The sequence below is a fragment of the Alphaproteobacteria bacterium genome, from assembly GCA_016699305.1.
GTDB lineage: Bacteria > Pseudomonadota > Alphaproteobacteria.
Genome location: CP064970.1, coordinates 440,890 through 467,358 on the forward strand (window position 1 = coordinate 440,890; position 26,469 = coordinate 467,358).

Below are 26,469 nucleotides of genomic sequence, written 5' to 3' on the forward strand. Positions count from 1 at the left end.
GTTACGTCGTTTCCTCATCCCTAACGGCCCTGCGGCGCGTTTAGCCCCAGTATCTGGGCCAGTTTCTGATAGCCCAAGGCCAAATCCGACCGCTCACTCTTGTCCTGACGCAGAAAATCCTCCAATGCGGCGCTGTACAGAATGGCTTCATCCACTGCCGCATCACTGCCCTTGCGATAAGCGCCCAGACGAATAACTTCGGCCATCGAGTCGTAATCGGCCAACAGCCGCCGCGCGCGGGTGACCAATTCGTTCTCATCATCCGCATTGCAGCCAGGCATGGTACGCGAAACGCTACGCAAGACATTGACCGCCGGATAACGGCCCCGCTCGGCAATCGCACGATCAAGAACAATATGGCCGTCCAGAATGCCGCGCACGGCATCGGCAATCGGCTCGTTGTGATCGTCGCCATCCACCAGGACCGTGAACAATCCCGTGATGGTGCCGCTTCCCGCCGCGCCGGGACCTGCACGCTCCAACAAGCGCGGCAATTCGGCAAAGGCCGTCGGCGGATAGCCCTTGGTCGTGGGGGGTTCCCCCGCCGATAGGCCAATCTCGCGCTGCGACATGGCAAAGCGCGTGACGCTGTCGATCAGACACAACACGTTCTGGCCTTGGTCGCGGAAATACTCGGCCACCGCCAAGGTGACATAGGCCGCTTGACGGCGCAGCAATGACGCCTCGTCCGAGGTTGCCACCACCACCACGCTGCGGGCCAGACCTTCGGGGCCCAGATCATCATGCAAAAAGTCTTGGACCTCGCGTCCGCGCTCGCCCACCAAGCCAATCACGCATACATCAGCCGATGTATAACGGGCGATCATCGACATCAGCACCGACTTACCCACGCCCGATCCCGCAAAAATGCCCATACGCTGGCCTAGGCAACAGGTTAGGAAGGTATTCAAAGAACGAACGCCAAGATCAATCTTCCCGCCCACGCGCTGGCGCGTATGGGCAGGCGGCGGGGCGTTACGAATCGGCACGGCGGCAGGGCCGGCGGGTAGCGGCCCCTTGCCATCCAACGGCTCGCCCAAGGCGCTGACCACCCGCCCCAGCCAAGCCGCAGTCGGACGGATGCATGGTTGGGTCTCTGCCACTTCGGCCCTGCATCCCACGCCGATTCCGTCCATGGCCCCGAAAGGCATCAGCAAGGCGCGTTCCTCGCGGAAGCCGACAACCTCACACAGGACCTTTCTTCCACCCCGCGCGGCGACATAACATCTTCCGCCTATGGAAAGATGATGTTCCACACCCGAGACTTCAATCAAAAGCCCCATGACCGAGGATACACGGCCAAAGATACGGTGGGACGGCACAGAATCTATATCGAATCTGAACCGCGACAATATTGCAGAGTCAACGTGTTGTGCGTGCTTGTTCGTCATGCACCAGTCTTGGCAGAAGCTGGTTTACAGAATATTAACGAATGTGGTGTTTGGTAAGCGTTGAGTTAAGAGTCGTTCACAATTGCGTGGGTCCAATTCTGGAGCCACGCTGCCACCAATAGGGGGACAGCATGCGCGTCCTGCTCGTCGAAGACGATGCCTCGGTTTCCAAGACGCTGGAGCTATTGCTTCAAGCCGAAGGATTTGTCGTGGATATCACGGATCTGGGCGAAGACGGCCTGGAGATCGGCAAGATCTATGATTATGACATCATCATCTTGGATCTGATGCTGCCGGACATCGACGGCTATGAAGTCTTGCAACGCTTGCGCCAAGCCAATGTGACGACGCCGATCATGATCTTGTCGGGCTTGTCTGAGTTAGAAAACAAGCTGCGCGGTCTGGGCCGTGGTGCCGATGATTATCTAACCAAGCCTTTTGACCGGCGCGAATTGGTGGCGCGCATCCACGCCATTATCCGCCGCAGCAAGGGACACTCGGAAAGCATTATTAAGACCGGTCGCCTGACGGTCAACCTGGACGCGCGTACCGTGGAGATCGAGGGCCAGCCTCTGCATCTGACCGGCAAAGAATATGGGATCATCGAACTGCTTTCCCTGCGCAAGGGTACGACCCTGACCAAGGAAATGTTCTTAAATCATCTGTATGGCGGCATGGACGAGCCGGAATTGAAGATCATCGACGTATTCGTGTGCAAATTGCGCAAGAAACTAGCCCAAGCCACCGGAGGCGATAACTATATCGAGACCGTCTGGGGCCGTGGCTATGTCCTGCGCGATCCCAATAATCCGGGAGGCATCGCGCCGATCGGTGATCTGACGGCAGATTCACAATCGGGCGGCGGACTCCCATCGTCATCGTCTCCCACGCGTAAAGCCTCTGCTACACATCAAATCGTCGGCTAAAACATCACTGCCCAAATCCGACATCCCGCCCAATGATTGGATTGGGCGGGATGTTTCTTATTGCTGTAAACATTACACACTCATAGAAAGTCGATCGCGTTTGCAGCCAGAATCAGGGTGACAGCCATAATGGGCAGCCATAGCGGATAACGTCCGCGCCGCGCCATGATCACGAATAGGCTGGCGAATAAGGTCGCCGATAGCAGCAGCAGAGCGGCTTGCAGGGTTAGGCCGAAAATAGCCGCCAGGATCGCACCGCAAAGTCCCATTCCCAAATCGAACGCCAATGCCTCTATGCCAATGGAAGTATGGCAGGTACGGCAGCGGCCCTTAAAGATCAGCCAGGAATAAACGGGGATCAGGTCGCGTGAGGTCAGTTTCCGCGCGCAAGCGGGGCAGTAGGACGGCTTGACCAGAATATCCTCGCCCCGTGGCAGACGATAAGCCAGCACTCCCGCAAAGCTGCCAAGGACAGAGCCCAGGGCGAACCCCGCCAGGAACAAAAAGATTGTGGGAAGCGATGCCATCACGATGCGGATTATGGCTTAGCGGAAATTCACTAGCAAATGCCTATATTTTAGTGGCCAACCCATTCCGCGCCTCCGAAAATTACGTCCTCGCGGTTTACCACGGAACTGAGCGGCGGCATGTCCAATACTGCACACGCTGACCTCTCTACAATAAGCTCCGGATTCGTTCGTGCCTTATGTTTGGGGGGAAGGGAAATCAGTTCCTTTGCACTAAAGGGGGCTGATACAATACGCCGCTGAACATATGCACCTCGCTTGAATAGGGTCGGGTAGTTGTTCCAGTTCACGTCTTTTGCATGAAGCATGTCGTGCTTCTGCTGGCTACTTTTTCCTATAAGGTCCTTGTGGCTATAATATGCGCTTGCTGCCATGCTCAAGCTGTTTTTAGTGGCGTCAATTTCGCGCCATAGGAAAACGTTAGCAGCTTCTGTGCGGTTTGGAACATTCCATACCCGCGCGTCGAATGTCGGCATTTTATCGGCGTATATCGGCATTCTCTCAAGAATTAAGCGATAGAATACCAAAGTTGCCTGCGCAGCAAGCTGACTTGTCATCTTGGCCACGCGCCCATCAAACCAAATTTGACTCTGGAAAGTGTCGCAGTGCCAAGTCAAGGTTATCTCGTCGCTTTGTGTATAGCCCATACATGCGCCGGTATCGCGAACAAGTGCTAATGTTGTGTCAACCATACATCCTGAAAACGTCGCATCGAATGGTCGGTCCATACCACGTGTGAAGTTGTGAAATGATCTACCGTCAATCCGTGCCATAGCAGGTAACATTGGCATCAAGCGCCGATTCGCCTCTATCCCCTCATACAGCTTCATTCTGTTGCCAAGAACGTCTTTTATTGTTCTAAGCTTAAGCATCTAGTTCTCCATTTGGTTCCACGCAGAATTGCCACAGAGCCCTTCCATAATTCAACATTCTGAATTGATTATTCACAAAATTTTGTATTCGTAAAGGTGATGACGGCATTTGTCTGCTAACAAGGTTACAATGGCCACAGATGGCCCGACACCATCAGCATGCGTTAGATTATATATGCACAAGATGGAGCCGCGCACAGACGGCAATCATTCCTGCCGTGCCTATTGCTGGCGGAACATGTTAAGTTCGAAAAATGATCGTCCTTGGAATCGAAACAAGCTGTGACGAAACCGCCGCCGCCGTGGTGGATGGTGATCGCCGCATTTGGGCCAATAGCCTGTTTTCGCAGGCCGCCGATCATGCGCGCCATGGCGGCGTGGTGCCCGAGGTGGCGGCGCGGGCGCATCTGGAGGTCTTGGACGGCCAGATTCGGGCGGCCATGGAGCAGGCGGGAATTGCTTGGGACTCCCTGGACGCCATCGCGGCGACATGTGGCCCGGGCCTTATCGGCGGGGTGTTGGTGGGCGCGACGACCGGCAAAGCTTTGTCCTTGGCGTTGGGTAAGCCCTTTGTGGCCGTCAATCATCTGGAAGCCCATGTGCTGACCGCGCGTTTGTCGAATGACGTGCCTTTCCCTTATCTGTGTCTGCTGGTCTCGGGCGGCCACTGCCAATTGATCGAGGTGGAAGGGATAGGGCTCTATCGCTGCCTTGGGACCACGCTGGACGATGCCTCGGGCGAAGCCTTTGATAAGGCCGCGCGTCTCTTGGGTCTGGGTTATCCTGGCGGACCGGCGATTGAAAAAGCGGCAATTGGCGGTGATCCGACACGTTTTGCTTTGCCGTGCCCGATGTTGGGACGGCCTGGATGCGATTTTTCGTTCTCGGGCCTTAAGACCGCCTTGCGTCTGGTGGTAGAGAAACTGCCTTACCCTTTAAGCGAAGCAGATCGCAAGGATGCGGCCGCCGCATTTCAGAACTGCGTGGCGCGCGCTTTGGCCGACCGTACCGCCCACGCCGCGGAGATCTTTTCTCAGCGTCACGGCCCAGGCGGCACCTTGGTGGTCGCGGGGGGCGTGGCGGCCAATGGGGCCATTCGCGCGGCTTTGCAACAGATAGCCGAAAAAGCCGGCTTGAACTTTGTGGCACCGCCCGTGGCCTTATGCACGGATAACGCCGCCATGATAGCCTGGGTCGGTGTGGAGCGGCGGCGATTGGGGCTTAGCGATTCCTTGGATATTCAACCTCGACCGCGTTGGCCGCTTTCCGAACTAAAAGGTGCCGCCTGATGTTTGACATCGGATTGTCAGAACTGATCCTGATTGCCGTGGTGGCCTTTGTGGTGCTGGGGCCGGAAGAGATGGTCCATACATTGCACCGTCTGGGGCGTTTGGTGGGCAGGGCGCAACGATGGGCGTATCATTCCACGCGCGAATGGCGCGATATGACGGGCATTCTTTCCCAAACCGATGATCCGCCGCCTCCTTCGCCCAAGCCCATTGAACCCCCCGCGCATGAGAAACGACATGACGGATAACACGCCGATGCAAGAGGCCGAAGCCGACAAACAGCACATGACCCTTATCGGTCATTTGTATGAATTGCGCCGCCGCTTGTTATGGTCGTTGGTGGTGTGGGCCCTGGCCTTTGCGTTGGCCTATGTCTATGCGCGCGACATTTATTCTCTGTTGGTTCAGCCCTTGGCCGCCGCGATGGAGGGCGAGAATCGTCGCCTGATCTATACCGGCCTTGCCGAGGCCTTCGTGACCTATGTGCGACTTGCGCTTTGGGTGTCCGGGATGGTCGCCGCGCCGTTCATCCTGGTGCAGACATGGCTGTTCATCGTGCCGGGCCTTTATGAGAAAGAGCGCAAACTGGCAGCCGGGATGATGGCCTGCGCGCCGGTTCTTTTTGCCCTGGGCGCTTCCTTCGCCTATTTCGTCGTGATGCCCCTCGCATGGAAATTCTTTGTGGGTTTCGAGATAACCACCCCGCGCGTGGGCAGTCTGCCCGTGGAGCTTGAGGCCAGGGTCAGCGAATATCTCGGTTTCGCGCTGGGCCTGATGATGGCGTTTGGATTGGTGTTCGAATTGCCGATTATCTTGCTGTCCTTGGTGCGCGTGGGGCTGGTGACGCCGCAGACTTTGCGTAAAAATCGACGTGTCGCCATCGTCGCGGCCTTCGTCGTGGCGGCTGTTCTGACTCCTCCGGACGTGATTAGCCAGATCGCCCTGGCCATGCCGATCATCATTTTTTACGAATTGTCTATCCTGTTGGCGGGAATGGTGGCCCCGGTGCATAAGCCATGAAGGTCAGACTTTACGTCCATCATGACCTGTCCGAAGGTGCGAGCCTGCCGCTGGGCGAGACGCACGACCATTATCTGCGCCATGTGTTGCGCCGCCAGTTGAATGACACGGTTTTCCTGTTCAATGGCCGTGACGGCGAATGGCAAAGCCATATTCATAGCTTGGATAAAAAGGGCGGCGCTCTGCTGGTGGAATCGCGCGCGCGTGAACAATCCGTGGCTGTGCCCCTCGGGCTTGCCTTTGCCCTTATCAAGCGTTCGCCCTGCGAATGGATGATCGAAAAAGCCAGCGAACTGGGTGTGACCGAGCTATGGCCCCTGACAATGCAGCGCAGCGCCGTTCATGACGCCAACATCGCCCGCCTGCAAGCCATCGCCACCGAGTCGGCGGAGCAATGCGGTCGCTTGGATGTTCCCGTGGTGCATCCTGTGCAGTCGTTGGAAAAGTTTCTAAAGACGGCGCCTACTGGCCAGAGCATCTTCTTTGCCGCCGAGTCAGGCCAGGCGCGCCCGTTGCGCGATGTTATGAATATGCAGCCTGCTTTGTTTCTCATCGGTCCGGAAGGTGGATTTTCAGAGCAAGAACATGTGCTGCTGCGCCGGATTGATCAAGTCATCCCCATATCGTTAGGTCGGAATATTCTAAGGGCGGAAACGGCGGCATTGACGTGTCTGGCTCTGCGCTGCTGTGGGGACGATGGCATAAAAATTAAGTGATACCAATAAGATGATAAAGAAAACCAGCCGAAACAAAGAATATGACTAAGGACGATTAACTAATTCTTGGTCAATTGCACCTAGTGTGATCGGGCGTAGCCTGGCTCTGTCAAGATGGGTGCATTTGTGAGTCAATCAGTCACCGTAGATCATTCAGGGGAACATCTGGAAATCCCCAAACGCCAATTTCAATTGGCGCTGGCCGAGCAGGGCGTGCATGCGGCGAAGGGACGTCATTTCACAATTCCCGAGATATTGCAGCGCAATGGCTTTTATTCGTTGGTTCCTATCTCGAAGGAACGCAAATCCTCTAATGGCGCAGTGCGTGATGACTTGACGGCTCAAGGATTGCGTCTTTATGTTCCCGCATCCATGCAGACGGCTATGGGCATTTGTTTACTGGAATTACGCAAAGGCGTATTGCGTATTGCCGCCGGAGACCGAGTTTCAGACGACGATGTCGAAAATATCCGTCATGTGCTGCAGATATCCAGCCGTGATGTCAATCGGGTCGAAATAGAACCCTGGGACCGCGCCGATCTTGCGCGACTGATGCGCGAACAGTCAGAGGTTCCCAGCGAACGCCTATTGCGCATCTTTAATGCACTATCCAAAGATCCTGACGACGCCACGCTTGTTGAACAAGCCGTGAATGACATTCTGGCAGAAGCCTTGCAGTTGCGCAGTTCGGACATTCATTTGACCTTGCTGGAAGAAGACACGCGCTGCTGGATTCGTTACCGTGTGGATGGCGATATCATGTATCGCCATTTACTGCCGCATTCCGTGATGGCTCCTATTGCCACGCGCATCAAGACTGACGCCAAGATGGACGCCGCTGATCGTCAGCACCCTCAAGATGGTCGTCTTGGCTGTGACTGGCAGGGCCACAATATCGACGTGCGCGTAGCCTGTCTGCCTATTGCTCCTGCGGGCGAGAAATTGACCTTGCGCCTTCTGGATCGAGAAAATCTGCGCACATTTAATGAGCTGTTCGCCTATACGCCCAATGTCGCGCAGCGTCTGCGTAGAGCATTGCACGGGCATGTGAAGGATGGCGGCATCATCATCGTTAGCGGTCCGACTGGCTCGGGAAAATCCACGACGCTTTATGGCGTCATTCAAGAAATCGACCGCTCGGCACGGGCCGTGTATTCCATCGAAGCGCCCGTTGAATACGAAATGCCGCTGGTGGATCAGACGTCTGTGACGGATAATTCGGCCAATACGATCGCCGATATGATCCGCGCTTTGATGCGACACGACCCCGATGTGATCATCATCGGTGAAATGCGCGATGGCGACACGGTGGAAGCCGCGCTGCGTGCAACGGAATCAGGGCATCTTGTGGTCACCACCTTGCACGCCGTGGATGCCATTCATACCATCGACCGCATTGACGGTTTCTTAGCCTCCAGCTATCGCACCAGCGGCCTATATATTCTAGGCCATGCGCTTGTGGCCAGCATTTCGCAGCGGCTGATCAAGACAGTATGCCCAGCCTGCCATGAAATGGTATCTGCCGGAGAAGTATTCGAGAACGATGCGGAAGTTCTGTCGATCCTGGAAATGAATGCAGCCGACAAGGTGGCGCGCGCGCATCCAGGTGGTTGTGACCTGTGTAACCATACTGGATTTTTGGGTAGAGCCTTGCTGCTCGAGGCCTTGTTTCCTCCCGACGACCATGCAGGACGCCGATCATTTACGGAGATGATCCTGGCTAATGTGACGAGTTCGGTTACAGATATCCCCGGCACTCTATTCATTCCCCGCAGCCGATCAATTGCCGATCTGATGCAGCGTCAGGTGGTGGATGCAAACATGGCATCAAGCTTGTTGTTCGAAGAAATGTCATCCAAGAGGACTCGTGAATCGTCATGAAACTTTGGCATGCCAAATATGCTACGGTATTACCCAGCGGCCTGGTGAAGGTCGACGAGGAAGACTATTACCTTCCCACCATGAACGATGTTCGAAGGCAATTGCGTACCCATGGTCATTGGCCCATTCGCATCGAGCAGCGTCGCAAGCCGCTGTTGGAATGGATGGATGTGCGTACGCGGGCTTGGCAGTTGCAGTTGTTGCGTGCCCTACGCTTTCAGACAACAACAACCTCTGCCGGCACCGCTCTGCTTAATATTATCGAGAACGAAAGCGATGCTCGCCGCCGTGTGGCTTTTCTTCCAACCCGTACCGTGCTGAAAGGCGGCGGCGCGTTCGCCTCGGCACTTAAGGAATTGCATCTGTTCGATGCGGCCACGCTTGCTATCATCCTAGCAGGCGAACGCGGCGGCGATCTGAAAGGCGTTATTAATCATGCCATTCAGCATATCGAAGAGAAGGGGCATCAGATTAAGGCGTTTACGGGCGCATTGGGCTGGCTGATGTTTGATATCATCTCCGTGATCGGCTCTCTCTGGGGCGCTCAATACGGATTCATTCCGTATCTACGTGACGCTGGAATCAAATCTGAAGATGCGGCTGCCGTTGAGAAATTTACTAAATCCTTGAACCTAGCGGCCACAGTCAATGGCTGTTTGATGTGGCTGTCTACCCTTGTCAGCATCGGTGCCGCCTGGGTGGTTTATTCCTTCTGGATGAACCGCCATAAAACGGACCACTTGGCTGCCCGAATCATGACGCGGGTACCGTTCTTCAGCGCATATTTGCAGAATAGCTCTTTCCATGACACGGGAAAACTGATGGCGCGACTGCTGCGTGGGCGTGTGCCATTGGACGAGTCGATCCAGATCCTGGTGGGTTCATCGGTTGAGCCGAGTGTCAGAGATTACTGGTCGGGTTGCCACCGGCGCATTATGGCCGGTGCGGATCCCATGCGAGCCATGGCACGTCATCCACTGAACAAGGCGGAACGCGACCATATGGCGAAGATTCAGTCTGTAGACCAGCTGGCGGAAGTGTTTGAAGCCATCGCCACCGAACGTCAGTTGGCTGCTAAGGATGATCAACGTCGAATCATTCTTATGGGCATTATGGCCTTAGTATTTTTGTTCACAGCGGTCGTACTAACCATGATTTATCTACTGACCTTGCAAAACCAGGGCCTTAATGAGAGCCTTAAGGGCATGCGAGGAGGCAGCTAATGTGGGGTCTGGACGGATTCTTGCAACAAAAAACTCATAGTCAGGAAACAAGCCTGGCTGTGGGAGAGGCAAGCTTACCTAAAGAAATATCGCTGACGACGATTGAAGCGCGTGAGGCATTCTTGCCGGCAGGCTTGACGGGAGGATGTTGCCCCTATGTGGATGGCGAAGCGGAAGTCATCGCCTGGCATGCGGCGGCAGAGGCGTGCGACAGTGAACGCTTGCACCTTGTTTGGACCGTTTACGAGAGCCATGTCTGGTATCTTGCCGTGCCGTCCGCCGATTTGTCGTCGCATCCGGATAGTTGGTGTCCTTTGGTGGCCTTTCTGCCTGGAATGCCGCAGGCATCAGAAGGCGCAGGAACATACATTTATGGTGATGTCGAAACCTCCGCCTTGATGGCGTTGTCTTCCAACAGTTTAACGATTCATCGCGGCACACCCGCCGTGTTGAAGGCCAAGGCCGAGAAGGTCAGTCGTGAACTCGGCGGAGTGCCGCTTGTTGAGTTGACCGAGGAACGTTTGTTGCAGTTACGCCCAGTGGCCTGGAAATCCCTGTCGTTGATCGAAGACACAAGTCGTCGTTGGTTGACCCGCATGGCAATTTTTTGCGGCTTAGGCGTTGCGACTGTCGCATTGGGTATCTCTCTGCTGGCCGGAAGCGCCTTGCTATTCAGTCAACGTGAATTAGCAGAGACCAAAGAGAACACACGGAAACTATCTCAGGAATTGCTGTTGAATGCACATAACGCAGCCATCAACCCACTGCGTAATCAAGTGGCCGATTTCGTTGATCTGAACCAATCCCTGGTTAATCTGGGATCGTGGCTTAAGCGCTATGAGATTAAGGCGGGCAAGTTGCGCTGGGTGGCCATGGTACCGCTAAGCGTCACTGCTGACCGCATTCGTGCGATTGGCGGCTATGTCCTGGAAATAACGCCAGAGGGGGCCATTGTTGGTAACCAAGGGGAAGTAGAGGCGCGCGAAAAAGAGCGTCAAGGGAGCAAATCATGAATACCACCGCCGAAAATGGAAATTTCCATAAGATGATTCTGCCGAATCATCTGAAGGTTACCTCGATGGTGGCCTTAGATAGAGCGACCATGATGTTGTTGATAACGGTGTGGCTGGCCGCATTGCTGATGGTAGGCATGGCAGTCTTTACTACCGGCATGGCTTTTGAAACCATGAGGCAATCTCACGAGGCAAAAGCTATTATTCCGATTGTCCCTTCAATCCGCTCGGCGGCAGCGAATTCAGACCAGGTTAAAGAAATAGGGAAAAGGATTGAAAAAATGTTCACCGGCATTAAGACTGAGGCGTCTTCGAACACTCTAAGAATATTTACCGGAAGTGCCGATATGTACATGAGTTGGGTGACATCCCTAGGCTATGTGGATGTCATTCAGCGGGATGTGCGCTGGTCCATTCGGGACATGTGCGTGGGAAGCGAATGCTCGGGTAGTCAGAGCAGCCTGATGTCAGCGCTTTTGATCGCTGAAAGTTTCACCTTCGAGGAGAAACAATGAGACTTGGTTCTGTCAGACCCCCTAACATGCAGCCATGAACGACTAATTGAATGATGATTTACAACACAAAAAGGGCCGGTCAACGACCGGCCCTCGCTGTAGGTGGGCAGATACATTTAAGCGATACGTCTTCGCTGTTGATCAAGTGCGTCTTGATTAGAGATCATACGCTGCATGCTGGCGATAAGGTCTTTCAGTGAAAGTTTGCGGTGTTTAAGACTTGCAACCAGGTTCTGGTCCGACCATGGACGGGCCAGCTCCACCGCAAGGCGGGCATCCACCTTGGCATGTTGCCGCTTGAGTGATTGAAGACGCTGTACGATTGGCATTTTCCGGCCCCCCTCTTGCTGGTTTAGGTGCAATCAACGGGATGACAGTGCGCCATGCTCCTTACACGAAGCATGTGGGAACATACTAGCCGATTTTAGGTCTAGGATCAGCAAGAATCTTTTTGCACTGACACATGAGGCCATACGGCCTCCATCAACACGAATATTCGCTTATCAATCAAAAATATCTTAGACTGCCGACCACACGGAACTATCCGCTTTGCATAGCTACAAGCGAGGTTCGATATGACAGGACGCATTATTGCCGTCGCTCAGCAAAAGGGCGGATCGGGAAAGACGACGTTGGCGGCGCATATGGCGGTCGCCTGGGCGCAAATGGGGCATCGGGTCGCCACGATGGACATCGATCCACAAGGCAGCCTCAGCCGCTGGTTCGCGGTGCGTGAGGCGCAAATGGGAAACGAATCCGGTCTGGTGCATTGCCAATTGGCCGGATGGCGCGTGCAAAAGGAAGTTGAGAATTTGGCGGCGCAGCACGATATCGTGTTGATCGACAGTCCGCCCCATACCCAGACCGAGGCCCGTCTGGCTCTTCGCGCGGCGGACCTGGCCTTGATCCCCTTACAGCCCAGCCCCATGGATATGTGGGCCACTCAGCCCATTTTAGACCTGGCGCAAGACGAGCAGACCCCTGCCCTATTGGTCCTAAACCGCATGCCCCCGCGCGGAGCCTTGGCCGAGGCAGCCGTGGCGGAATTACCGAAACTGGGCGTACCCATCGCGCGGACGAGACTGGGCAACCGCATCGCCTATGCCGCCGCCTTGGTCAGCGGCCGCAGCGTCACCGAAACCGGCGGCTCCCGCCGCGCCAGCGAAGAAATCAGCGCCTTGGCGGAAGAGGTCTTGAAGCATATCATCCGCCTCGAACGGAAAACTTCATCTACAATGCGGCGCAAAAGCGCGTGACCGATAGGAAGAATCCACGACTCAGCGACAGCGTTGATGGCAAGTGATGGATGCTCGCCTACGCGGGCATGACTAAGTTGTGAGGGTAGATTTCATATGAATACGGCAAGCCTTGTCGTGAGTCTCCCTCTCCTCATGCGTCACTCCCGCGAAGGCGGGAGTCCATCTCCTGCCCTGGTCGATAGTGCTGGGGTTTAGAAATAAGCCCATACCGGCAAAACTCATCAGCAATTCGACGCTTTATCTCGGCGCAAAAGCGCGTGATTGCCCAGCCATCCTATCCAGGGCCATATTCAGCTCCAGCACATTGACCCTTGCTTCGCCCAAAAGGCCGAATTGTCGGGGCGCGGTGTGCGCGGCCACCAGAGCGCGCAGGGATTCCGGCGTCAGGCCGCGCACGACAGAAGAAACTTATTTGAAGTTTCAAGAAATTCGAAATTTTTATTAAATTTATATTTACTCTTTGATGGTAAATAGATTAATACTCAGTAAAATATCAACTTTGTTGAAGGAAAGGATCATCTTCATGATTAAAACTTTTATTATTTCGTTCCTCTTGGTTGTTTTCGCAGGCTGTTCAAGTGCATTCGCCACATCAGATAACTTTTCTGACACAGAACAACTTAACCGTTGGATCACATACTATTATTCCAAACCAGAACCTCTGCGCGTGGCTGATGCGATAAGCGCTGCCAGTTCCAAAGGCTTGACGCATAACGGACAAGAGACAACACCTTTTATTGGATTTATTGCAGGTGTAATTAATAAAACTCCTTCTATGGCACAACATTTAGCCAAATATCTTGTATCTTTACCCCATGCGGATCAACACATGGTGATTTTGAGTATTTGGTATTCCTCATATCCTGATGCAGAACATCTATTGCAAAATATCAAAACATCAATACCTCAGCACAAAGAGATTATTGATAAACTGTTAGCCAATAATCGTCCTAGCCTTCTAGAATTGCCTATGGAGAAAGGGCCTTGGGTGCTTGATATGCTTTGGGGTTATTTCATGGCTACTGGAGACGAAGCGCCAGTCGTGAGAATTATTACCGCACTACCATGGATTAACATTCGTGACGACACATCGCGTCTCTTGGTTGGCGGCGCGGCAAGATGGTCACTTACTTCAAACGCCACCCAGCATGAGCGGGTCATGGCGATCTGCCGCAAAGAAGTAGAATCTCAACCTGATGAGGTTAAGACGCTTCTCCAAGAGGTCATCACATCAGCAGAGAATGACATTAAACAAGACAAGAAAGGGTGAGACCTTCTTGCCTATCACTTTAGAAGTAAGCTTGGCGGATCAGCAGCAAGAAGGCCAGTCACATGCGGAATCACCATTTATCCCTCGCATAAGCGTGACTATTGATGATTCCTATCCAGGGCCATGTTCAGCTCCAGCACATTGACCCTTGCTTCGCCCAAAAGGCCGAATTGTCGGGGCGTGGTATGCGCGGCCAGCAGGATGCGGAGCTGTTCCACCGGCATACCGCGCACGCGCGCCACGCGCGGCAACTGATACTGCGCTGCCGCAACGGTGATATGCGGATCAAGGCCGCTGGCCGATGCGGTGACCAGATCGACAGGCACCGGCGAGTCATTTCCCGGATCGACATGTCTAAGTGCCGTCACACGCTGCGCGACATCGGCCAGCAAAGCGGGGGCGTTCATTCCCCAATTGCTTGCCCCTGAGGCGGCGGCATTATAAGGGACCATCATGGTGGCCGAAGGGCGTGACCAGAAATAACCCGGCGCAGAAAAAGACTGACCGATGAGCGATGATCCCATCAGCCGCCCCGTCGCATCATAGATCAAGCTACCCTGCGACTGCTGCGGGAAGGCCCCTTGCAGCACAGCCGTCACCAATGCCGGATAGACCAATCCCAGCAGCACGGTAAAGGCCGCCAACAGTGTCAATGCAGGGCGCAAGGCTTGCCGGATCATCACACGGCCCCCATCATTTTAAGCATCATATCCACCAGCTTGATTCCCACAAACGGGGCCGCCACGCCGCCCAATCCATAGACCAAACTGTTGTGCCGCAACAACGCCGCCGCGCCGATGGGCCGATACCGCACGCCGCGCAGAGCCAGAGGAATAAGGGCCACGACGATCAGCGCATTAAAGATCACCGCCGACAAAATGGCACTGCCGGGACTGGACAGCTGCATCACATTCAAGCGCATCAGTCCCGGATAGGTTCCGGCCAAAGCGGCGGGGATGATGGCGAAATATTTAGCCAGATCATTGGCCATGCTGAAAGTCGTCAACGCGCCGCGAGTCATCAGCATTTGTTTGCCGATCAAGACCACCTCGATCAATTTTGTGGGGTCGCTGTCTAGATCGATCATGTTCCCGGCTTCCTTGGCCGCCTGGGTGCCGCTGTTCATCACCACCGCCACATCGGCCTGGGCCAAAGCGGGCGCATCGTTGGTGCCATCGCCCACCATGGCCACCATCTCGCCCCCCGCTTGCATCTTGCGGATATATTCCAGCTTGGTCTTGGGCGTGGCCTCGGCCATGTAATCATTCACCCCCGCTTCGGCGGCGATGGTGGCGGCGGTCAGCGGATTGTCGCCCGTGACCATGATGCTTTTGATTCCCATGCGGCGCAGATCAGCCAGTCGTTGGCGAATGCCCGGTTTGATGATGTCCTTTAGATGAATAATGCCCAGCACCTGCGCGCCATCGGCCACCCATAGCGGCGTGCCGCCTTGACGCGCGATCTGTTCGGCCAGGTTACGGGCATCTTGCGGCACGACACCGCCCAAGCTGCGCACATGACGCTCTATGGCATCGCCCGCGCCCTTCATGACGCAATGGCCGTTGCCCTTGATTCCGGACAAACGGGTTTCAGCGCTAAAGGGAATAAACTCGCCCTGCGGAAGCGACGCATCCGGCGCGACCTGTCCCAAAGACTGGGCCAAAGCCACGATGCTGACTCCTTCGGGCGTGTCGTCGGCCAGTGACGACAGCATCGCCGCTTGGGCAAGCCGAGCCGAGGATACGCCTTCGACCGGCATAAAGGCCGCCGCCTGACGATTGCCAAGGGTGATGGTGCCCGTCTTATCCAGCAACAACACATTTACATCGCCCGCCGCTTCCACCGCGCGGCCTGATTTGGCGATCACATTGGCGCGGATCAACCGGTCCATGCCCGCAATGCCGATGGCCGAAAGCAAACCGCCGATGGTCGTAGGGATAAGGCACACCAGCAAGGCAATCAACGTCACCACGCCCACGGAAGTCCCCTGCCCCGCCCTTTGCACGGCAAAGATCGAGAACGGCAGCAGCGTCACCACCACGATCAGAAAGATCAAGCTCATCGCCGCCAGCAGGATCGATAAGGCGATCTCGTTGGGAGTCTTCTGCCGTTTCGCGCCCTCGACCAAGGCGATCATGGAATCGAGAAAGCTTTCCCCCGCCCCTGCCGTAATACGCACCACGATCTCATCCGACAAAACGCATGTGCCCGCGATGACCGAATCGCGGTCGCCATTCGCTGCGCGGATCACCGGCGCGCTTTCACCCGTGACCGCGCTTTCGTCGATTGAGGCCGCGCCTGCGATCACCTGACCGTCCCCGGGCACCATGTCGCCCGCGCAGACAAGCACGATATCGTCCCGCTTCAAGGACGTGGACGAGACGATCTTATACAATTCGCGTTTATCGGCGTTTGCTAGCAATTTGGCGGGCGTGTCTTGCCTGGCGGCCTTGAGCGTCGCGGCTTGGGCCTTACCCCTGCCCTCGGCCAAACTCTCGGCGAAATTGGCGAATAGAATCGTCACCCATAGGCACAGCGCAATCGACACCACGAACCAAGAAGGCTCGGCACTTCCAGGCATAGGGAACACGGCGCATAGGGTGCTGACTAGGGCACCCATATAGACGCAAAACATCACCGGATTGCGCAACTGGTGCATCGGCCACAGACGCTTAAAGGATAACAGAATCGCCGCGCCCAAGATCGGGCCGGAAAGCAAAGCGGATGATGCGGCAGGGTGGCGAGGCATGATGGGTGCGGTGGCTCCTTTTACTGCTCAATCATGGACAAATGCTCGGCCACGGGTCCCAGTGCCAGACTGGGCACATAGGTCAGCAAGCCCACCATCACCACCACGCAGACCAACAAGGCTCCGAACAATGGCGTATGCGTGGGAAGGCTTCCCGGCGAAGGCGGCACGGCAGGTTTTGCCGCCAGAGAACCGGCGATCGCCAAGACGGGCAGGATCACGCCAAAGCGTCCCGCCAACATCACAAGCCCCAAGACGATGTTGTAAAAAGGCGTATCGGCGGACAGCCCCGCAAACGCGCTGCCATTATTGGCGGCGGCGGAAGTGAAGGCATAAAGCACCTCGCTAAACCCGTGCGCGCCGGGGTTAAGAACGCCCGTCCGGCCCGCCTCGCACATCACGGCCAAGGCCGTGCCGCCCAATGTCATCAAAGGCGGGATGATGATGGCGATCGAGGCCATCTTGATCTCGAAGGATTGAATCTTCTTGCCCAGATAATCGGGCGTGCGGCCTACCATCAGCCCCGCCATGAATACCGTCAGCAGAACAAAGATCAACATGCCATACAGGCCCGATCCCACACCGCCAAAGATCACCTCTCCCATCTGCATCAACAGCAAGGGCACCATCCCGGCCAAAGGCGCAAGGGAATCATGCATGGCATTGGTCGATCCGTTCGACGTGGCCCCCGTGACGGTGGCCCATAGCGCCGAAGCAGAGGGGCCGTGGCGCACTTCCTTGCCTTCCATCGAACCGCCCGATTGAGCCAGGCTGGCCAGTTGATCCACGCCCAACCGGGCAAAATGCGGGTTCCCGCCTTGTTCTTGCAGCAAGACCAATATCAAGAGCGGAATCAGAATCACCGTCATCACGGCCAGGATCAATTGACCCTGCCGCGCATCCCCGGCTATATGGCCAAAGCTGTGACACAGTGCCGCCGGGATCAGCAGGATGGCCAGCAACAACAGGAAATTGGATAGCGGCGTCGGGTTTTCAAAAGGATGCGCCGCATTGGCGTTGAAATATCCCCCGCCATTGCTGCCCAACTGACGGATAGCGATTTGCGAGGCGACGGGACCAAGGGCAATCTTTTGCTGTGTAACAGCCTGCCCCTCCTGCCCCATCACCGGCTGTGCAAGCTCGACCGTGACGGATGTTTGAAAGGTCTGCACCACGCCTTGCGATCCCAGCGCGATGGCAAACACCAAAGACAAAGGCAGCAGGATATAGAGCGTCCCGCGAGTCAGATCGACCCAGAAATTCCCGATGCCTTGGGCGTCTCCTCGTCGTGTCATGCCGCGCACAAGAGCCATCAAAACCGCCATACCCATCGCCGCCGACAAAAAGTTCTGCACCGTCAGCCCCAGCATTTGAGAAAACGGACTGAGGCGGGCTTCGCCGCTATAAGACTGCCAGTTGGTATTGGTGACAAAGCTAACCGCCACGTTAAAAGCCAAAGCCGCGTCGAGTCCCGGCTTGCCATCGGGATTCAAAGGCATCGCGCCTTGCAGCATCAACAAAGCGAATAGTGCCAAGAAACGAAGCCGCCACGAAGACCATCATATGTAGGGCATAGACGGACCAGCCCATTTCCTGATCCGGCTTGATCCCTGCCAGGCGATATAAACCGCGCTCCAACCTACCCAAAATCGGCGTTAAGAACGTGCGTTCCCCGCCATAGACCCGCGCGATAAAAACTCCCAGAGGCCGAATGCACACAGCCAACACCGCGACATACAGCGCCAATAAACCCCATGTGGCACTGGCGGGTAGGGCTATCATGGAAACATCTCCGGTTTCAGCAATGCCACCAATAGATAGACGAAAAGCCCTCCGACCAAGAGGCTTAGAGCAAGATATGCGACGGTCATGACGAATGCTCCATAACGAGCATAAAGCACGCGAACCCTAGCCAAGTCAGCCGATGGGAAATCGCCTGAGGGAAGATGCGCCTTGCGTCCAAATCAGGTTCTCCAGGATTCGTGTCGCGACTCTGTTGTTTAGGATACCTTAATCCCGCTCTTATGCCAGCCGTGACAGCATAAATATTTCATGCAGGGCTTGGAGCTTGATAAAGGGCACGTCTAAGACCGTATTGATTTAGGGGGTAAGTTTCGATTCAAAAAATCCCGACAGTCGTGAAGATACCAAACGATAATGCCCTTCTGGAAGAAAGACAAAAAATCCCATAGGCACTTGACGCGCCATCATGGCCCCTTGAATCTTGCGTCCAGTTGCATGTTGTTTCGTGTGTCGGCCTTCGCTATATCAGCATAATTATTTGTAATATAAGTTCTATTAGAAGAAATTGGCGTCCCCTACGGGATTCGAACCCGTGTTGCCGCCGTGAGAGGGCGGCGTCCTAGGCCTCTAGACGAAGGGGACAGACACGTGTTCGTCTAGCTTAGGATGACGGTGAAAGCAAGAAAAAGCTGTGTGCGGCACTTCTCCCCTGAATTCCCCCCCAAACTGTCCAGTTTTTGGAGGCCAGATGACTTGATCTTGGACATCCGGTTGTCAAGGCCGTACAAAAAGACCATGACCGATATTCGCTTCTATCACCTAACCCGCACGCCGCTTGAACATGCCCTGCCCGATTTACTTACCAAGACATTGGACAAGGGCTGGCGTGCCGTGGTGAGAACATCCTCGCCCGAACGGTGCGAGGCTCTGACCCAGGCTCTATGGACCGCCAGGCCCGATAGCTTCCTGCCTCATGGCAATCGCCAGGACGGCGAGGCGGCGCGTCAGCCCATATGGCTGACCGATCAAGACGACAATCCCAACGGAGCCACCGTGCTGTTCCTGACCGATGGCGCGTCTTTGGCGGATGCAACGGGATATAACCTGATCTGCGATTTATTCGATGGCCGCGACCCCGAGGCCGTTCAAGCCGCGCGGGCAAGGTGGAAGGAAAGACAAACTGCGGGACATAGCCTGACCTATTGGCGGCAGGAAGAACGCGGCTGGCAAGAGGTCAAGAGCGAGCAAGGAAAAGACACCGCATGATCGCCATTCCCATCATCCAATCGACGCTGATCGCTTCGGCCACCGCAAGCTTAGGTGCGCTGGCGGCTATGGCCCTCAGTGGACGTGACCTGACCGCCGATACATCGCCAAACACGGCCCGCAGGCTCGGCCTGACCCTGCCCCCCGTCGCGGCGGCTTTGGGCGCTGTATGGGGCTGGCGTTGCGGACTTCAGGCCGAGCCTTGGGACGTGTTATTGTTGGCCGCCGCCGCCATGGGCGTGCTGGTGACGCTGGCCACCATCGACGCGCGTTGCGGCCTGTTGCCCAACCGGCTGAACTTGACATTGGCTCTCCTGGGCTTGGCGTGGGCCTTCTTGGGTCATGGGCATCTATGGAACCTGGCCAGCGCCTTGTTTCTGGGCGGAACGGGCAGCCTGGTGCTGCTGATCGGGCGAAGATGGCGCGGCGTGGACATGATCGGCATGGGCGATATCAAATTCCTGGCCATGGCTGGGCTGTGGCTGCCGCCTTGGACGGTGGGCTGGTATATGGCCGGGGCGGGGGTCATGGGCGTTTTAACCCATGTCGTTTTGGGGCGACTGGAACGCAACCAGGCAGCACCCTTTGGCCCTGCTCTATGCACCGCTCTAATCCTTGCCCTGCTGGCCCTGCACTGGTAGTCTGGCCGCAAGAACTGTTTCGGGAGCGGATATGGGTATCGAGAGTCACGTCACTTCTTTTGCGCCTGAGGTGGTAGACGCCACGGGGCGGCGCGATCTGGTAGGATTGTCGCGCGAAGAACTGGTGGCGGCAATCGCCGAGCTGGGCATGGAGTCCTTCCGCGCCCGTCAGCTGTGGCATTGGATCTATCAGCGCGGCGTGACGGATTTTGAGTCCATGTCCACTTTGGCCAAGGCCGCGCGGCCCCAGATGGCCGAGCATTTCGTGGTTGGCCGTCCTCAGATCGCCCAAGACATGAAATCGCAGGACGGCACCCGCAAATGGCTGGTGCGCCTGGAGGACAAGCACGAGATCGAGACCGTGCATATCCCACAAGAAGACCGGGGCACCTTATGCATCTCGTCGCAAGTCGGCTGCACCCTGGCTTGCCGATTCTGCCATACCGGCACGCAAAAACTGGTGCGTAACCTGAATGCCAATGAGATTCTGGGCCAGTTCATGCGCGCCCGCGATGTGCTGGATGATTGGTCGGTCAAGCCGGGTGATCGGAAGATCACCAACATCGTCCTGATGGGCATGGGCGAGCCATTGTACAATTACGAGAACGTCGCCAAGGCCATGAAGATCGTCATGGACTGCGACGGGATCGCCTTTTCGCGGCGGCGCATCACTTTGTCTACCTCGGGCGTCGTGCCGATGATGAACCGCGCGGCGTTAGAGCTTGGGGTCAATCTTGCCGTCAGTTTGCATGCCGTGACCGATGAATTGCGCGACCAGCTGGTGCCGCTGAACCGCAAATATCCGATCAAGGAATTGCTGGACGCCTGCCGCAACTACCCTGGCACCCACAACGCGCGACGCATCACGTTCGAATATGTGATGCTCAAAGGCGTGAACGACTCGCCCGCCGAGGCCCGCGCCTTGGTCAAGCTGTTGCGCGGCATTCCTGCCAAGGTCAATCTGATCCCCTTCAACCCCTGGCCCGGCGCGCCTTACGAGCGATCGACCAACAAAGCGATCCAGGCATTCGGCGACATCGTGAACCAGGCCGGTTACGCCAGCCCCGTGCGTACGCCGCGCGGCACGGATATCCTGGCCGCTTGCGGCCAGCTGCGTTCGGAAAGCGTAAGGCAGCGCAAATCGGAGATATCGGGCGCGCCAGGTGCTTGAAATTAAACCTCGAACTTCCTTATAAAATACAATCACCGACACGGGTTAGGTCGATGTTCGATGCAGCCATAACCTGACATAACCCCATCTGGAGATGAATGGCCATGTCCACACAGCCATGTTGGAAAGACAGTTTGATGAAAGTGGTTCTATTGCGTGAGGGCATTCACGATCATTCCGTCCCTTTCGTCTCATGGCATAGATACAATACTGACTGCAGCTCATATGTATTTACCCCCTATGGATTTGTACAGGAGAATTTCCACACAAAGCTCTATTACGCTCGACGAAAACTGCTGAGACAGGGAATGGATATGGTCGTCTGGCTTGCCAGTCTCACTGAGAAACAAAAATTTTGTTTAGCCACAGAATACAATGACCGCGATCCCAACCAGCAGGTGATGTCTCTGGGCAATTTCTATACAGGCCATTTCGCATGTCATGCAGCAGACATCCACTATATGAAACCCGACAACGTGCCTCGTTTCATTCAACTCGTCAGAGACGGAAAGCCAGAACAGTTGGCCCAGTTTATTGAGTTGAATCCGGATGTGTGTCCTCGTGCATTGCCCGATTCATTGAGCCTGCCGCCCGATATATTCTCGCAAGAAGCGCAAAAGATTTGTGACGTTATGACCGCCCATGGGATCAGGATGCACCCCAATTTTCCCTGGCATCATGATCATATTGGCGGCGTTGATCCTCGTTCTCTGATGATCATGACAAGTCTGCCAACTCCTGCCCAGGTCGTGGAAAAGCCTAGCGGAGCGACATATATACTCCGTTCCATATCCTTTCCATCGCCATAAAAACGCCAGGCGGCCTATAAGCCGGGTTCTGTCCGCCCCTCGCCTTGCGACGCGAGGCGGGATGACCATTCCTCTTGGCGGGGCATCGCTGCCTCGCTCACGCGGCCGACCCGGGCGAGAGACGGGGAAGAACCGCCCGGCCATGGTTGCCCATGACCGCCTCGCCCCTATTTGGCCTTGCTTCCGGTGGGGTTTGCCCTGCCGCTGCCGTTGCCGACCGCGCGGTGCGCTCTTACCGCACCCTTGCACCCTTACCCCTGCTGTCCGAAGACCGCAGAGGCGGTATCGTTTCTGTGGCACTTTCCCTGGGGTCGCCCCCGTCGGCCGTTAGCCGACACCGCTCTTCCCTGAAGCCCGGACTTTCCTCCCCCGCGCACCGGCTGCGCCCGCAAGGAGCGCACGGTCTGACACGGCAGCGGTCATCCGGCCGCCTGGCGGTTTTGATGATGTCATGTTTCGCCTGTGAATGAAACATCTTGCATTCGGCCCCCGGCTAGGGGAAGAAATGGAGTTCAGCTTGGAGAGTCCGCAACCGTTGTTAAGCCATCACGTCGATCCCCCGTTAAAGGAACCACCCGCCACAGGCGCGACGGATGGAACGCTGCGCGGCCGCCTATTGCGCTGTCTGCGCGCGGCGTTCGAGGGGATGGGCAAACCGGTTTCGGAAAGCGATCTTCAAATCTCCGGCCCCTCTTTATCCGAGACGCCCGGTTTGGCCGAGATGGCCTTGATCTCGCGCCGTCTGGGCTATCGTGCGCGGGTGACGCCATTCGACCCCGGCCATTTGGACCGCCTGCCCTGTCCCTTTGTGCTGCTGACGCGCGATGGGAAAACATGCCTGACCGTGCTGCGCGCCGATAACGACCGAGTCCTGGTTCATGATCCCGCCACGTCGCGCACGGAAGACACATCGGCGCGTGATCTGCCGCAGGGTAAGGCCGATATTCTACTGCTGAAGACCGGTGGCGAGGAGGTCAGCTGGCGCGAGATGCTCTGGCGACAAATCCGGGGCGTGATGAGGCCGATCATCGCCTCGTCCGTGGCGATCAACATCTTCGCCCTGCTTCTGCCTTTGGTTTCCATCATCGTCTTCAACAAAGTGATCGGCAATCGGGCGCTTTCAACCTTAGACGTCTTAGCCATCGGTGCCAGCGTTGCCTATATCTTCGACACCGCCTTGCGCGCGTTGCGCGGATATCTTTCCGTCCATACCGGGGCGCGTCTGGACGCCCAGATTGGCAGCCAGGCGGTGGCGCATCTGCTGCGCCTGCCATTGACCTATTTCGAGAACACGCCCACCGGTTTGCAGTCCGAGCGTTTGCGTCAACTGGATTTCATTCGCACCTTCCTAACCGGCCAAATGCCCATGGTGGTGGTGGATTTGGTGTTCGGCATTGTGTTGTTCGCCGCGCTGCTGGCCATCGATGTGCGGCTGGGTGCGGTGGTGCTGGGCAGCGTTCCCATATTCCTGTTGCTGTCGGTGTGGGCCGACCGTTCGCAGCGTGCGCTGAGCAACAAGACCTTTGCCGCGCAAGCCGCGCGTGGCAGCTCGCTGAACGAAATCTTGCACAACGCGCATACCGTCAAGGCCTTGGCGTTGGAAAGCGACATGGAGACGCGCCACGGAGAACGTCTGGCCCGCTCGGCGCAAGCCGGGTTCGAGGCCAGCCACCACAGCAATATGGTGCTGGCGCTCAGCAACGGCCTGATGATGTTCATCAGTCTGCTGGTGCTGTATTTGGGGGCGCGTTTCGCCAGCGACAACACCCTGACCCTGGGCGAATTGGTGGCCTTTAACATGCTGACGGTGCGCGCTTTGACGCCCATTCGTCAGGTCGTGACCACTTGGCACAGTCTGCGCGAAACGCAAATGGCGTTCCGCCGTATCGACGAGCTGATGAACGAGGAGCAGGAACCCGGCATCGCTCAAATGGGTTCCTACCCACGCCTGCGCGGCACCTTACGCGCCGATAATCTGGGCTATACCTATCCCGGCACGACGCGGCCGGCCTTACGCGGAGTGAATTTCGCACTGCCCACGGGCACCATGACGGGGATCATCGGGCCATCGGGATGCGGTAAAAGCACCTTGGCCAAGATCATTTTGGGGCTGTATCCCCCCGGCGAAGGGCGTGTGTTGGTGGATGCGTTCGATTTGCGTCAGATATCGCCCTTTACCTTGCGCCGCGAGATTGGTTATGTGCCGCAGGACAATCATCTGTTCGCGGGCAGCGTGCGCGAGAATATCGTGATGGGCGCGCCCGACACCTCGCCCGCCCGCGCCATGATGGCGGCGCAATATGTGGGCGCGCATGACTTCATTCAGCGTCTGCCCCAAGGCTATGACACCATCCTGACCGAGGGTGGCTTTGGCCTTAGCGCCGGTCAAAGACAGCTGTTATGCGTCGCGCGCGCTCTGGCGCGTGAGCCGCGCATCTTAATCTTGGACGAGGCCACATCCGCCCTAGATGTGCAAACGGAAGACCGCTTGCTGCGCGCCTTGCGTCAGGCGACCAAGCCGGTGGGGCTGACGGTTCTGTTCATCACCCATCGTCTACCTACCTTGCGCATCTGCGATCAAATCGTGATGCTGCGCGACGGCATGGTCGAACGTGCGGGACCGGCAGATCATATCTTGAACGCCTTGATGGCACCGCCGCCGTCTGCCGCCCCCACAGAATCGCCCCTGCCCGCCTCGGACAAGAACGGGGGCGCGGCGTGAACGATAAAGCCTTGCAGCCATTTGATCCCTATAAAGACGAAACGCCCGGCAAGAATCTGCCTGCGCGCATCGGCTCGGCCCTGATGGCACCTTGGAAGGCCGGCGAAGAAAGCTACGCCGAGTTTTTACCCGGGGCCTTGGCCGTCACGGAAACCCGCCCATCCCCCGCCGCCGCCATGACCATTTGGATCATCAGCGCCAGCCTGGTGATATTTCTGCTTTGGGCGGCGCTGGCCAAGGTCGACCAATCCGTCGTCGGCCAGGGCAAGGTGCGTCCCTACAGCCATGTGCAGGTTATCAACCACTCGGTAGGTGGGCGCATCAAAGACATTCATGTGCATGCTGGTGATGAAGTGAAAGCGGGTCAAAAGCTGCTGAGCCTAGACCCCGAATTGATCGACACCGAAGTGAGCAAGCTGTCTTCTCAAGTCGCCACCCGGCGAGCCGAAACCGCTCGGCTTGAAGCCGAGGCCGAGGGGAAATCCACCATGGAGGCTCCCGAGGATCTGGTGCGTGCTTACCCCGATGTCGTCGCCAATCAACGCCTGTTGCTTGAGTCGCGACGTCTGGTACGCGAACAGAAATTAGCCAGCGCGCGCAACATCGTCGAGCAACGCGCCAGCGATGTGACCCAGGCCGAATCCGCTCTGCGCAACGCCCGTAAGGGACTCTCCTTGGCGCAAGAGCAAGGCAAGGCGATCGCCGAATTGACGGAAAAAGGCTATTTCCCACGCGTACGCGCCTTACAGGTGGAGCGGGACACCGTGCAACAAAAGGGTGAGTTCGAACGCGCGCAATCAATGCTGGAATCGGCGCAGGCTGCCAAGGCTTCTGCCGATGCCGAATTGGAAAAGGCCGCCAATGACGACCGCAGCCAAGTCTTGAACAGCCTGTCCGAAACCCGCACCGAGCGCGACCGCCTGCAAAACCAGTTAACCCAGGTGATCACGCAGCAAAAGAACCTGGACTTGATCTCGCCGGTGGACGGCTTTGTGGAGAATCTGGCCGCCACCAATATCGGCCAAGTCGTACAGTCGGGCGAGGCCATCATGCGGATCGTGCCCAGCGAAGAAAGACTGGTCGTCGATGCCCGCATCGCCAACCGCGACATAGGCCGCATCAAGCCGGGTCAAGCGGTGCGCCTGAAGATCCACGCTTTCGATTACGCCCGCTATGGCAGCATCAACGGCCATGTCATCCGCGTGGCGCATGACTCGCAGGCCAATGACCGCACCGACAAATCCAGCTCTGAGGCGGGAGCGCAACTGCCGCCCGGCCTATTCTATACGGTCGAAATCGAACCCGAGCATATGTATGTGGGTTCCCACCCCGATTCCACCCACCGCCTGCGCCCCGGCATGACCCTGGACGCCGAGCTGCACACAGGCCGCCGCAGTATCCTAGGCTATCTGCTGGACGCCATGCTACGCACCACCGATGAGGCCATGCGGGAAAATTGATCCCGG

The 26,469-nt window shown here is 56.6% G+C and carries 25 protein-coding genes, 1 tRNA gene, 1 other RNA gene and 1 pseudogene; 17 read left to right on the forward strand and 11 right to left on the reverse strand.

What is annotated here, in order from left to right; translation table 11 throughout:
- Positions 1-20 precede the first annotated feature (20 nt).
- Positions 21-1,391, reverse strand: a complete 1,371-nt coding sequence (fliI, locus tag IPI58_02000) for a flagellar protein export ATPase FliI (protein ID QQR69472.1) — start codon at positions 1,389-1,391, stop codon at positions 21-23.
- 131 nt (positions 1,392-1,522) lie between these two features.
- Between fliI and IPI58_02005 the strand changes: the two genes are divergently transcribed.
- Positions 1,523-2,317, forward strand: coding sequence for a response regulator transcription factor (locus IPI58_02005; GenBank protein ID QQR69473.1), 795 nt, complete (start codon positions 1,523-1,525; stop codon positions 2,315-2,317).
- Positions 2,318-2,397: 80 nt separating this feature from the next.
- On the opposite strand, the gene IPI58_02010 is transcribed toward IPI58_02005, so the two are convergent.
- Complete coding sequence (locus IPI58_02010; GenBank protein QQR69474.1) at positions 2,398-2,847, reverse strand: prepilin peptidase; 450 nt, start codon at positions 2,845-2,847, stop codon at positions 2,398-2,400.
- Between the two features lie 47 nt (positions 2,848-2,894).
- A complete protein-coding gene (locus IPI58_02015) occupies positions 2,895-3,716 on the reverse strand; it encodes a tRNA(His) guanylyltransferase Thg1 family protein (GenBank protein QQR69475.1) in 822 nt (273 codons plus the stop codon).
- Between the two features lie 254 nt (positions 3,717-3,970).
- On the opposite strand from IPI58_02015, the gene tsaD reads away from it, so the two are divergent.
- From tsaD to IPI58_02055, 8 genes are all read left to right on the forward strand, one after another.
- A complete protein-coding gene (tsaD, locus tag IPI58_02020; protein ID QQR69476.1) occupies positions 3,971-5,005 on the forward strand; it encodes a tRNA (adenosine(37)-N6)-threonylcarbamoyltransferase complex transferase subunit TsaD in 1,035 nt (344 codons plus the stop codon).
- Positions 5,005-5,253, forward strand: a complete 249-nt coding sequence (locus IPI58_02025; protein QQR69477.1) for a hypothetical protein — start codon at positions 5,005-5,007, stop codon at positions 5,251-5,253. Before tsaD ends, IPI58_02025 begins: the two co-directional genes overlap by 1 nt.
- A gap of 7 nt (positions 5,254-5,260) precedes the next feature.
- Positions 5,261-6,025 carry a twin-arginine translocase subunit TatC gene (gene tatC, locus IPI58_02030; GenBank protein QQR70002.1) on the forward strand — a complete coding sequence of 255 codons (765 nt, stop codon included), beginning with the start codon at positions 5,261-5,263 and terminating at the stop codon, positions 6,023-6,025.
- Positions 6,022-6,741, forward strand: coding sequence for a 16S rRNA (uracil(1498)-N(3))-methyltransferase (locus tag IPI58_02035; protein ID QQR69478.1), 720 nt, complete (start codon positions 6,022-6,024; stop codon positions 6,739-6,741). Before tatC ends, IPI58_02035 begins: the two co-directional genes overlap by 4 nt.
- 126 nt (positions 6,742-6,867) lie before the next feature.
- Positions 6,868-8,622, forward strand: coding sequence for a Flp pilus assembly complex ATPase component TadA (gene tadA / locus IPI58_02040; GenBank protein QQR69479.1), 1,755 nt, complete (start codon positions 6,868-6,870; stop codon positions 8,620-8,622).
- A complete protein-coding gene (locus tag IPI58_02045; GenBank protein ID QQR69480.1) occupies positions 8,619-9,845 on the forward strand; it encodes a type II secretion system F family protein in 1,227 nt (408 codons plus the stop codon). Before tadA ends, IPI58_02045 begins: the two co-directional genes overlap by 4 nt.
- Positions 9,845-10,858 (forward strand): hypothetical protein, encoded by a 1,014-nt coding sequence (locus IPI58_02050; GenBank protein ID QQR69481.1) that lies wholly within the window; start codon positions 9,845-9,847, stop codon positions 10,856-10,858. The genes IPI58_02045 and IPI58_02050 overlap by 1 nt, the downstream gene beginning before the upstream one ends.
- On the forward strand, positions 10,855-11,373 hold the full coding sequence (locus IPI58_02055) for a hypothetical protein (GenBank protein ID QQR69482.1): 519 nt from the start codon (positions 10,855-10,857) through the stop codon (positions 11,371-11,373). The genes IPI58_02050 and IPI58_02055 overlap by 4 nt, the downstream gene beginning before the upstream one ends.
- A 116-nt stretch (positions 11,374-11,489) precedes the next feature.
- Here IPI58_02055 and IPI58_02060 read toward each other — a convergent pair whose 3' ends face one another.
- Positions 11,490-11,702, reverse strand: coding sequence for a DUF465 domain-containing protein (locus tag IPI58_02060; GenBank protein ID QQR69483.1), 213 nt, complete (start codon positions 11,700-11,702; stop codon positions 11,490-11,492).
- Between the two features lie 246 nt (positions 11,703-11,948).
- Between IPI58_02060 and IPI58_02065 the strand changes: the two genes are divergently transcribed.
- Positions 11,949-12,629 (forward strand): ParA family protein, encoded by a 681-nt coding sequence (locus tag IPI58_02065; GenBank protein QQR69484.1) that lies wholly within the window; start codon positions 11,949-11,951, stop codon positions 12,627-12,629.
- A 240-nt stretch (positions 12,630-12,869) separates the two neighbouring features.
- On the opposite strand, the gene IPI58_02070 is transcribed toward IPI58_02065, so the two are convergent.
- Entirely contained in the window at positions 12,870-13,028 is a 159-nt protein-coding gene (locus tag IPI58_02070) for a potassium-transporting ATPase subunit C (protein QQR69485.1), read from the reverse strand.
- Between the two features lie 127 nt (positions 13,029-13,155).
- Here IPI58_02070 and IPI58_02075 point away from each other — a divergent pair, with 127 nt between their 5' ends.
- Positions 13,156-13,902: a hypothetical protein gene (locus IPI58_02075; protein ID QQR69486.1), complete on the forward strand. Its 747-nt coding sequence runs from the start codon at positions 13,156-13,158 to the stop codon at positions 13,900-13,902.
- A gap of 98 nt (positions 13,903-14,000) precedes the next feature.
- Here the strand turns inward: IPI58_02075 and kdpC are convergent, their stop codons facing one another.
- The 5 genes and pseudogenes from kdpC to IPI58_02100 form a co-directional block, all read right to left on the reverse strand.
- Entirely contained in the window at positions 14,001-14,582 is a 582-nt protein-coding gene (kdpC, locus tag IPI58_02080) for a potassium-transporting ATPase subunit KdpC (protein ID QQR69487.1), read from the reverse strand.
- On the reverse strand, positions 14,582-16,651 hold the full coding sequence (gene kdpB / locus IPI58_02085) for a potassium-transporting ATPase subunit KdpB (protein QQR69488.1): 2,070 nt from the start codon (positions 16,649-16,651) through the stop codon (positions 14,582-14,584). Before kdpB ends, kdpC begins: the two co-directional genes overlap by 1 nt.
- 20 nt (positions 16,652-16,671) lie before the next feature.
- Positions 16,672-18,433 (reverse strand): annotated as a pseudogene (gene kdpA / locus IPI58_02090) (potassium-transporting ATPase subunit KdpA).
- A complete protein-coding gene (locus IPI58_02095) occupies positions 18,430-18,522 on the reverse strand; it encodes a potassium-transporting ATPase subunit F (GenBank protein QQR69489.1) in 93 nt (30 codons plus the stop codon). The pseudogene kdpA and the gene IPI58_02095 overlap by 4 nt, the downstream one beginning before the upstream one ends.
- A gap of 438 nt (positions 18,523-18,960) precedes the next feature.
- Positions 18,961-19,036 (reverse strand) — tRNA-Glu (locus IPI58_02100).
- Between the two features lie 153 nt (positions 19,037-19,189).
- On the opposite strand from IPI58_02100, the gene IPI58_02105 reads away from it, so the two are divergent.
- From IPI58_02105 to IPI58_02120, 4 genes are all read left to right on the forward strand, one after another.
- Positions 19,190-19,660: a DNA polymerase III subunit chi gene (locus tag IPI58_02105; protein QQR69490.1), complete on the forward strand. Its 471-nt coding sequence runs from the start codon at positions 19,190-19,192 to the stop codon at positions 19,658-19,660.
- The gene (locus IPI58_02110) at positions 19,657-20,301 is read left to right on the forward strand and encodes a prepilin peptidase (protein QQR69491.1); all 645 of its coding nucleotides are present in this window, start codon (positions 19,657-19,659) and stop codon (positions 20,299-20,301) included. Before IPI58_02105 ends, IPI58_02110 begins: the two co-directional genes overlap by 4 nt.
- A gap of 31 nt (positions 20,302-20,332) precedes the next feature.
- Positions 20,333-21,472: a 23S rRNA (adenine(2503)-C(2))-methyltransferase RlmN gene (gene rlmN / locus IPI58_02115; GenBank protein ID QQR69492.1), complete on the forward strand. Its 1,140-nt coding sequence runs from the start codon at positions 20,333-20,335 to the stop codon at positions 21,470-21,472.
- A 104-nt stretch (positions 21,473-21,576) separates the two neighbouring features.
- On the forward strand, positions 21,577-22,281 hold the full coding sequence (locus IPI58_02120; protein QQR69493.1) for a hypothetical protein: 705 nt from the start codon (positions 21,577-21,579) through the stop codon (positions 22,279-22,281).
- Position 22,282: 1 nt separating this feature from the next.
- Here the strand turns inward: IPI58_02120 and rnpB are convergent.
- An RNA gene (gene rnpB / locus IPI58_02125) (RNase P RNA component class A) lies at positions 22,283-22,716 on the reverse strand.
- Positions 22,717-22,798: 82 nt separating this feature from the next.
- Between rnpB and IPI58_02130 the strand changes: the two genes are divergently transcribed.
- Together IPI58_02130 and IPI58_02135 are read left to right on the forward strand one after the other, a co-directional pair.
- The gene (locus IPI58_02130; GenBank protein ID QQR69494.1) at positions 22,799-25,003 is read left to right on the forward strand and encodes a peptidase domain-containing ABC transporter; all 2,205 of its coding nucleotides are present in this window, start codon (positions 22,799-22,801) and stop codon (positions 25,001-25,003) included.
- On the forward strand, positions 25,000-26,463 hold the full coding sequence (locus tag IPI58_02135; GenBank protein QQR69495.1) for an HlyD family type I secretion periplasmic adaptor subunit: 1,464 nt from the start codon (positions 25,000-25,002) through the stop codon (positions 26,461-26,463). Before IPI58_02130 ends, IPI58_02135 begins: the two co-directional genes overlap by 4 nt.
- The last annotated feature ends 6 nt before the right edge of the window (positions 26,464-26,469 follow it).

What these genes read in the sequence shown, in the direction of transcription:
- IPI58_02095 (QQR69489.1), bottom strand. Translation starts at nt 18,522, where the DNA reads ATGACCGTCGCATATCTTGCTCTAAGCCTCTTGGTCGGAGGGCTTTTC.
- IPI58_02035 (QQR69478.1), top strand. Translation starts at nt 6,022, where the DNA reads ATGAAGGTCAGACTTTACGTCCATCATGACCTGTCCGAAGGTGCGAGC.
- IPI58_02055 (QQR69482.1), top strand. Translation starts at nt 10,855, where the DNA reads ATGAATACCACCGCCGAAAATGGAAATTTCCATAAGATGATTCTGCCG.
- tatC (QQR70002.1), top strand. Translation starts at nt 5,261, where the DNA reads ATGCAAGAGGCCGAAGCCGACAAACAGCACATGACCCTTATCGGTCAT.
- IPI58_02005 (QQR69473.1), top strand. Translation starts at nt 1,523, where the DNA reads ATGCGCGTCCTGCTCGTCGAAGACGATGCCTCGGTTTCCAAGACGCTG.
- rlmN (QQR69492.1), top strand. Translation starts at nt 20,333, where the DNA reads ATGGGTATCGAGAGTCACGTCACTTCTTTTGCGCCTGAGGTGGTAGAC.
- IPI58_02110 (QQR69491.1), top strand. Translation starts at nt 19,657, where the DNA reads ATGATCGCCATTCCCATCATCCAATCGACGCTGATCGCTTCGGCCACC.
- fliI (QQR69472.1), bottom strand. Translation starts at nt 1,391, where the DNA reads ATGACGAACAAGCACGCACAACACGTTGACTCTGCAATATTGTCGCGG.
- IPI58_02015 (QQR69475.1), bottom strand. Translation starts at nt 3,716, where the DNA reads ATGCTTAAGCTTAGAACAATAAAAGACGTTCTTGGCAACAGAATGAAG.
- tsaD (QQR69476.1), top strand. Translation starts at nt 3,971, where the DNA reads ATGATCGTCCTTGGAATCGAAACAAGCTGTGACGAAACCGCCGCCGCC.
- IPI58_02065 (QQR69484.1), top strand. Translation starts at nt 11,949, where the DNA reads ATGACAGGACGCATTATTGCCGTCGCTCAGCAAAAGGGCGGATCGGGA.
- IPI58_02120 (QQR69493.1), top strand. Translation starts at nt 21,577, where the DNA reads ATGTCCACACAGCCATGTTGGAAAGACAGTTTGATGAAAGTGGTTCTA.
- IPI58_02060 (QQR69483.1), bottom strand. Translation starts at nt 11,702, where the DNA reads ATGCCAATCGTACAGCGTCTTCAATCACTCAAGCGGCAACATGCCAAG.
- kdpB (QQR69488.1), bottom strand. Translation starts at nt 16,651, where the DNA reads ATGCCTCGCCACCCTGCCGCATCATCCGCTTTGCTTTCCGGCCCGATC.
- IPI58_02075 (QQR69486.1), top strand. Translation starts at nt 13,156, where the DNA reads ATGATTAAAACTTTTATTATTTCGTTCCTCTTGGTTGTTTTCGCAGGC.
- IPI58_02105 (QQR69490.1), top strand. Translation starts at nt 19,190, where the DNA reads ATGACCGATATTCGCTTCTATCACCTAACCCGCACGCCGCTTGAACAT.
- kdpC (QQR69487.1), bottom strand. Translation starts at nt 14,582, where the DNA reads ATGATCCGGCAAGCCTTGCGCCCTGCATTGACACTGTTGGCGGCCTTT.
- IPI58_02050 (QQR69481.1), top strand. Translation starts at nt 9,845, where the DNA reads ATGTGGGGTCTGGACGGATTCTTGCAACAAAAAACTCATAGTCAGGAA.
- IPI58_02025 (QQR69477.1), top strand. Translation starts at nt 5,005, where the DNA reads ATGTTTGACATCGGATTGTCAGAACTGATCCTGATTGCCGTGGTGGCC.
- IPI58_02045 (QQR69480.1), top strand. Translation starts at nt 8,619, where the DNA reads ATGAAACTTTGGCATGCCAAATATGCTACGGTATTACCCAGCGGCCTG.